This window comes from Vibrio sp. 2130-1, from assembly GCF_033339515.1.
On sequence record NZ_JAWOUT010000510.1, the window covers coordinates 1 to 585 of the forward strand.

Below are 585 nucleotides of genomic sequence, written 5' to 3' on the forward strand. Positions count from 1 at the left end.
GTGCAGCGTAAATGGCACAAGTCCCGCCGTGGTAGGGATTACTGGCAGACCAAACTGCTCAGCCACTTTGTAACCAAATGGCGTCGCGCCCAGTTTTGGCATGGAAAGGCCACCGGTCGCAATCACCAAAGATTCGCACTCAACAGGCTCAGTACCCGCGTGCAGATGAAAGCCTTCTTCGGTTTTCTCAATGGTGTGCACATCGCATTGGTAACGCTGTTGAATGTTTGGCATGTCACACTCGGCCAGCAGCATCTTCACAATGTCTTTGGCGGTAAAGGCATCGACACAAAACAATTGGCCGTGGTCGCGCTCTTCAAACTCGATGCCGTGTTTGCTGACCATAGAGATGAAATCCCAGTTGGTGTATTGCGACAGCGCCGATTTCACGAAGTGTGGGTTTTGGCATAGGTAGTTGCTGGCTGATACGTCGTAGTTGGTGAAGTTGCAGCGGCCACCACCAGAGATAAGGATTTTACGTCCTGGCTTTTTGGCATGATCCAGCACAAGCACACTGCGTCCGCGCTTGCCTGCTTCTGCAGCACACATCAAACCCGCGGCTCCCGCGCCAATTACAACAACATC

The 585-nt window shown here is 52.6% G+C and carries 1 protein-coding gene; it reads right to left on the minus strand.

Annotation, left to right across the window (positions count from 1 at the left end; all coding sequences use genetic code 11):
• Positions 1-585: aminoacetone oxidase family FAD-binding enzyme (locus R7Q09_RS27115; protein ID WP_318144074.1), on the minus strand; the 585-nt coding region annotated here is incomplete at both ends.